Below are 6,137 nucleotides of genomic sequence, written 5' to 3' on the forward strand. Positions count from 1 at the left end.
GAATGGGGGCATGGTCTTCTACGAGCCCGCGGCCCGCGACCGGGACCTGCTGCCCCACGACCCGTTCAAGGCGATCGTGGCGCCGCGCCCGATCGGGTGGATCAGCACCCGCACGGCCGACGGCACCACCAACCTGGCGCCGTACAGCTTCTTCAACGCCGTGGGCGACCGGCCGCCGATGGTGATGTTCTCGAGCGTGGGGATGAAGGACACCGCCAGCCTCGCGCTGGAGTCGGGCGAGTTCTGCTGGAACCTGGTCTCGCGCGACCTGGCCGAGCTGATGAACGCCACGTCGCGCTCGCTGCCCCGCGGTGACGACGAGGCCGCGGCGACCGGTCTCGAGCTCGAGCCCGGGCGCGTGACCGGCGCCCCGCGGGTGGTCGCCAGCCACGCCTCGCTCGAGTGCGTCGTCGTGCACTCCACGCAGCTGCGCGACCGGCACGGCGCCGAGACCGACCACTGGCTGGTGGTGGGCGAGGTCGTGGGCGTGCACCTCGACGAGGCGCTGCTGACCCCTGACGGCCGCTTCGACACCCTGGCCGCCCAGCCGGTGATGCGCGCGGGCTACGCCGACGAGTACCTGGTGGCCGACACGATGCTGCGGATGACCCGCCCGGCCTGATTGACGTACGCCGCGGCCGGGCGGGCCTCCCGGGCTAGAACTCCTCGTCGAAGCCGACCGAGCCGGAGACGCCGACCTGGTAGGCCGAGACCCGGCGCTCGAAGAAGTTGGACAGCTCCTGGACGTCCTGCAGCTCCATGAACGCCAACGGGTTGGCCGAGCCGTGGATCACCGGCAGGCCCAGCCGCTGCATCCGCCGGTCGGCCACGTGCTCGAGGTAGCTGCGCATGTCGTCGATGGAGAGCCCGGCGACGCCCTGGCCGAGCAGGTCGGCGGCGAACTGGGTCTCGGCCTCGACGCCCTCGACCAGCATCTGGCGCACCTGCTCGGCGAGCTCGTCGTCGAAGAGCTCGGGCTCCTCCTCGCGCACCACGTCGACCACGTCGAAGGCGAAGGCCATGTGCATCGACTCGTCGCGAAAGACCCAGTTGGTGCCCGACGCCAGCCCGTTGAGCAGGCCCCGGCTGCGCAGGAAGTAGACGTAGGCGAAGGCGCCGTAGAAGAACAACCCCTCGATGACCGCGGCGAAGCAGATCAGGTTGAGCAGGAACGCGCGCCGGTCGTCGCGGCTGCCCAGCTCGTCGAGGTCGAAGACCGAGTCGATCCACCGGAAGCAGAAGTCGGCCTTGTGCTTGATCGAGGGGATGTTGTCGACGGCCGCGAACGCCTCGTGGCGCTCGGTCTCGTCGGGCACGTAGGTGTCGAGCAGGGTCAGGTAGAACTGCACGTGCACCGCCTCCTCGAAGAGCTGCCGGCTCAGGTAGAGCCGGCCCTCCGGGGAGTTGATGTGCTGGTAGAGGTTGAGCACCAGGTTGTTGGCCACGATCGTGTCGCCGGTGGCGAAGAACGCCACCAGCCGCGAGACCAGGTGCCGCTCGGCGGCGCTGAGCTTCTGCAGGTCCTTGAGGTCGGAGTGCAGGTCGACCTCCTCGACGGTCCAGGTGTTCTTGATGGCGTCGCGGTAGCGCTCGTAGAAGTGCGGGTAGCGCATCGGGCGCAGGGTCAGGTTCATGCCCGGGTCGAGCAGCATCCGGGGGGTCTCGGTGCCGGTCCGGGGGGTGGTCTGGTCGGTGGTGGTCATTCGCAGGCCTCGCAGGTCTCGGGGTTCTCGAGCGAGCAGGCGACGGCCTCGCTCGCGGGGACGGTCTCGGCAGCGGGCAGCACCGAGGTGGTGGCCTGCTGGATGCGGGTCGCCGGGCGCGAGCGCAGGTAGTAGGTGGTCTTCAGCCCCCGCTTCCAGGCGTGCAGGTACATCGACGAGAGCTTGCCGATCGAGGGTCCGGCGATGAAGAGGTTCAGCGACTGGCTCTGGTCGACGAAGGCCTGCCGCTCGGCAGCCATGTCGATGAGCGCCCGCTGGGGCAGCTCCCAGGCGGTCCGGTAGACCTCGCGCAGCTCGGCGGGGATCGCCTCGATCCCCTGCACCGACCCCTCGGCCCGCTTGATCTCCTCCCGCACCTGCGGGGTCCACAGCCCCCGGCGCTTGAGCTCGCGCACCAGGGCGTTGTTGACCTGCAGGAACTCCCCCGACAGCGTCTCGCGCTTGAAGAGGTTGGAGACCTGCGGCTCGATGCACTCGTAGCACCCCGCGATCGAGGCGATCGTCGCCGTCGGCGCGATCGCCACCAGCAGCGAGTTGCGCAGGCCGTGGGCGGCCACCTGCTCGCGCAGCGCCGCCCAGCGCTCGAGCTGGGTGACCTCGACGTCCCAGTGGTCGGGCTGCAGCACGCCCTTGGCCGCGCGCGTCTCGGCGTACGCCGGGTGCGCGCCGTGGCGGCGCGCCAGCTCGCAGCTGACCTCGAGCGCGGTCAGGTAGATCTCCTCCGAGACGCGGGTCGACAGCGACCGGGCCTGGGCCGAGTCGAAGGGCAGGCCCAGGGCGAAGAAGACGTCCTGCAGGCCCATCAGCCCCAGCCCGACCGGGCGCCAGCGCGGGTTGGAGCGCCCGGCCTCCTCGCTGGGGTAGTAGTTGACGTCGATGACGCGGTCGAGCAGCGGCACGGCGGTGCGCACCGTGGCCCGCAGCGCCTCCCAGTCCACGTCGAGGTCGGCGCCGGTGCCGGTGCCGCTCAGGTGCCGGGCCAGGTTGATCGAGCCGAGGTTGCACACGGCCGTCTCGGTGTCGGAGGAGACCTCGATGATCTCGGTGCACAGGTTGGACAGGTGCACCACCGGTCCGCCGGGCCGGTCGGAGGTCTGGTTGCAGGTGCGGTTGCTGGCGTCCTTGAAGGTCATCCAGCCGTTGCCGGTCTGCGCCAGGATGCGCATCATCCGTGAGTAGAGCTCGCGCGCCGGCAGACGGCGTACGACGCGTCCCTCGGCCTCGGCGCGACGGTAGGCCGCGTCGAACTCGGCGCCCCACAGGTCGACGAGCTCGGGGGCCTCGTCGGGGTCGATCAGCGACCAGGGCTCGTCGGCCTCGACGCGGCGCATGAACTCGTCGGGGATCCAGTGCGCGAGGTTGAGGTTGTGGGTGCGCCGCGCGTCCTCGCCGGTGTTGTCGCGCAGCTCGAGGAACTCCTCGACGTCGGGGTGCCACGGCTCGAGGTAGACGCAGGCCGCACCCTTGCGGCGACCGCCCTGGTTGACCGCGGCGACCGAGGCGTCGAGGGTGCGCAGGAACGGCACGATGCCGTTGGACTGGCCATTGGTGCCCCGGATCAGGGCGCCGCGCGAGCGGACCCGCGAGAAGGCGAGCCCGATGCCGCCCGCGAACTTCGAGAGCTTCGCGACCTGGGCGTAGCGGTCGTAGATCGAGTCGAGGTCGTCGCGCGGGGAGTCGACGAGGTAGCACGACGACATCTGGGTGTGCCGGGTGCCGGAGTTGAAGAGGGTGGGCGAGCTGGGCAGGTAGGCCAGCGACGACATCAGGCGGTAGAAGTCGATCGCCTCGGCGGGGCTCTGGGCGAGGCCGCAGGCGACCCGGAGCAGGAAGTACTGCGGGGTCTCCACGACCAGCCGGGTGCGCGGGTGGCGCAGGAGGTAGCGGTCGTAGACGGTGCGCAGCCCGAAGTACTCGAAGCGGCGGTCGGCGTCGGGGTCGATGGCGAAGTCGAGCTTGCGGGCGTTGTCCTTGACGAACGCCGCGGTCTCGTCGCCGATGAGGCCCTCGGCGTGACCGAGGGCGATCGACTGGCTGAACGACGCGACGCCCTGGTTGCGCACCTCCTTCTCGACGTAGCCGGCCAGCAGGCGCGCGGCCAGGCGCGAGTACTGCGGCTCCTCGCCGATCATCTCGGCGGCGGTGCGGATCGAGAGCCGGTCGAGCTCGGCGGTGCTGGCGCCGTCGTAGAGACCGCTGATGGTGCGGGTGGCCACCCGCATCGGGTCGATGTCGTCGAGGTCGCCGGCGACGCGCTCGACGGCCCGCACGATCTTGAGCACGTCGACGACCTCGGTGTCGCCGTTGCGCTTGCGCACCGCCATCCGGCGGGCGGCGGAGCGGTCCTCGGGGGGACTGCTGCTGGTGGTGGTGCTGGCAGGGGTGCTGGTGGGCTCGGTGGTGGGTGGTGCGGTGACCGTCATGGCTCTCTCCTCGCGAGATGGTCGGTCCGGGTCGGTCCGGGCCGGGCGAGGAGGAGACGGGTGGGTACGCACGGGCGGCTGGGCGCAGCGTCGTACCTGCCGTCGGCCTTCCCACGAGGCGTCGGACCACCGTGCCCGGTCGGGCGCGGTGCGCTGGCAGGTCTTCGGACTCGCGGGCGCGCCTGCTGGCACCTACTGGCCGTCGCTTCCCAGGTCGGTGACCCAGTGCGTGTGACGGCGGTCGTTCCCACTCACCGCTGCGGGGCAGTCCCGGTCTTCCACCGGGTTCCCTCTTGCCTCGACGACCCTGGGTTGGGCCGGCGAACCAGCTGCACGAGCACCATATCTGGTGAACTACAGCTGTGTAACCCCTAGATCTGGGGTGAGACGGTCGCAGCCGTCTCGTCAGGCGCTTCCGGGGCGCCACGCAGCACCAGCGCAGCTAGGCCGGTCGTCAGCGGCACCGCCGCGACCAGGCCGAGCGTGGCCACGACGCTGCGCACCACCTTCTGGGCGATGATCTGGTCGGTCACGACGCTGCCGAGGGACTCGGTGTTGGCGACGATCAGGATCAGCAGCGGCAGCGCCGAGCCGGCGTAGGCCAGCACGATGGTGTTGACCACCGAGGCGATGTGGGAGCGCCCGACGCGGCTGCCGGCGCGGAAGAGCTGCAGGGCGCCGTACGCCGGGTTGGCGCGGGCGAGCTCGGCGACCGTCGCCGACTGGGTGACGGTGACGTCGTCGAGCACGCCCAGCGAGCCGATCACGATGCCGGCCAGCAGCAGGCCCTCGGTGTTGACGCCCTGGGTCATCCCGACCGCCAGCGACAGGTCGTCGGTGACGCCGGTCAGGTGCAGCGCCGAGACCGCCAGCGCGGAGAGCAGGCCGGTGAGGGTCAGGCTGGCGAGCGTGCCCAGCACGGCCACGGTGGTCGTGGCCCCCAGGCCGTGGGTGAGGTAGAGGACGGTGAGCATGATCGCCGCCGAGCCGACGATCGCGACCAGCGGCGGCGACCCGGCGAGGATGGCGGGCACCACGAAGTAGAGGAGCAGCAGGAAGGTGACGCCCAGCCCGGCCAGGGCGCTCACCCCGCGCCAGCGACCGAAGGCCACCATCGCCAGCACGAAGGCGCCCGCCAGCACCACGAGGCCGGTGCCGCGCTGGTGGTCGACGATGGCGTAGGACTCGCCGTCGGGGGTCTCGTTGAGGATCAGGACGACGTCGTCGCCCTCCTCCACCTCCGGCGCCCCCGGGCCGTTGGGCAGCGGCACCTCCGCGGAGTCGACGGGCTCGTCGCGCGGGTCGTCCTCGGGCGTCTCCAGCGACACGGTCGCGGTGCCGCAGCCGTTGACGTCGTCGGTGAGCTCCTCGATGCACTCCGAGCGCTCAAGCGATGTGATCCGGCCGTCGTACTGGTCGGCGCTGCCCTGCCCATCCCCGGGCACGACGTCACCCGTGGGCCACAGCCACACCATGGCCACCAGCGTCAGCAGCGCGATCGGCGCCAGCACCAGCCACGCCGCCCGCGGCGTGCGCCCCGGCTCGTCGCGGCCGGGGCCGCGGTGGTGCCCACCCATGCGTGATCGACTCCTCGAGGGATCGGCCGAGCCGTGGTCAGCGCCCCGGCGTGGTCGGACGCCTCAACGTACCAGCGGGCACACCGCCGCCCCGGCCACCGTTGGTCGAACAGCGAGGAGCGCCAGCGACCAGCGACGGCCCCGTTGGTCGAGCAGCGAGGAGCGCCAGCGACGAGCGACGCCGAGACCCCGTGAGCTGCCCACTCGCCGTACGCCATGGAGTCACCAGGTTTCGGCAACGCTCGAGCCTTCGGCCCTCGCTGCTCAACCAACGGCGCGCGGCAGCCCCGTAGGTCGAGCAGCGAGGAGCGCCAGCGACGAGCGACGCCGAGACCCGTGAGGCCCCGTTGGTCGAGCAGGGAGGAGCGCCAGCGACGAGCGACGCCGAGACCCCGCGAGCACCGCGCTCGCCG

General features: G+C 71.3%; 4 protein-coding genes and 1 riboswitch. Of the genes, 1 reads left to right on the top strand and 3 read right to left on the bottom strand.

The genetic code is table 11. From position 1 onward, the window contains the following. Positions 1-10: 10 nt before the first annotated feature. The gene (locus QWJ41_RS18795; protein WP_193670034.1) at positions 11-622 is read left to right on the top strand and encodes a flavin reductase family protein; all 612 of its coding nucleotides are present in this window, start codon (positions 11-13) and stop codon (positions 620-622) included. Positions 623-656: 34 nt separating this feature from the next. Here QWJ41_RS18795 and QWJ41_RS18800 read toward each other — a convergent pair whose 3' ends face one another. The 3 genes from QWJ41_RS18800 to QWJ41_RS18810 form a co-directional block, all read right to left on the bottom strand. Further along, positions 657-1,703 carry a ribonucleotide-diphosphate reductase subunit beta gene (locus tag QWJ41_RS18800; RefSeq protein WP_302710022.1) on the bottom strand — a complete coding sequence of 349 codons (1,047 nt, stop codon included), beginning with the start codon at positions 1,701-1,703 and terminating at the stop codon, positions 657-659. Beyond that, positions 1,700-4,147, bottom strand: coding sequence for a ribonucleoside-diphosphate reductase subunit alpha (locus QWJ41_RS18805; RefSeq protein WP_302710023.1), 2,448 nt, complete (start codon positions 4,145-4,147; stop codon positions 1,700-1,702). Before QWJ41_RS18805 ends, QWJ41_RS18800 begins: the two co-directional genes overlap by 4 nt. A 138-nt stretch (positions 4,148-4,285) precedes the next feature. Further along, positions 4,286-4,492, bottom strand: a riboswitch (cobalamin riboswitch). A 26-nt stretch (positions 4,493-4,518) separates the two neighbouring features. Further along, complete coding sequence (locus tag QWJ41_RS18810) at positions 4,519-5,724, bottom strand: YibE/F family protein (protein WP_302710025.1); 1,206 nt, start codon at positions 5,722-5,724, stop codon at positions 4,519-4,521. Between the last annotated feature and the right edge of the window lie 413 nt (positions 5,725-6,137).

It is taken from the genome of Nocardioides cremeus (genome assembly GCF_030518195.1).
Lineage (GTDB): Bacteria > Actinomycetota > Actinomycetes > Propionibacteriales > Nocardioidaceae > Nocardioides > Nocardioides cremeus.

What these genes read in the sequence shown, in the direction of transcription:
- QWJ41_RS18800 (WP_302710022.1), bottom strand. Translation starts at nt 1,703, where the DNA reads ATGACCACCACCGACCAGACCACCCCCCGGACCGGCACCGAGACCCCC.
- QWJ41_RS18795 (WP_193670034.1), top strand. Translation starts at nt 11, where the DNA reads ATGGTCTTCTACGAGCCCGCGGCCCGCGACCGGGACCTGCTGCCCCAC.
- QWJ41_RS18810 (WP_302710025.1), bottom strand. Translation starts at nt 5,724, where the DNA reads ATGGGTGGGCACCACCGCGGCCCCGGCCGCGACGAGCCGGGGCGCACG.
- QWJ41_RS18805 (WP_302710023.1), bottom strand. Translation starts at nt 4,147, where the DNA reads ATGACGGTCACCGCACCACCCACCACCGAGCCCACCAGCACCCCTGCC.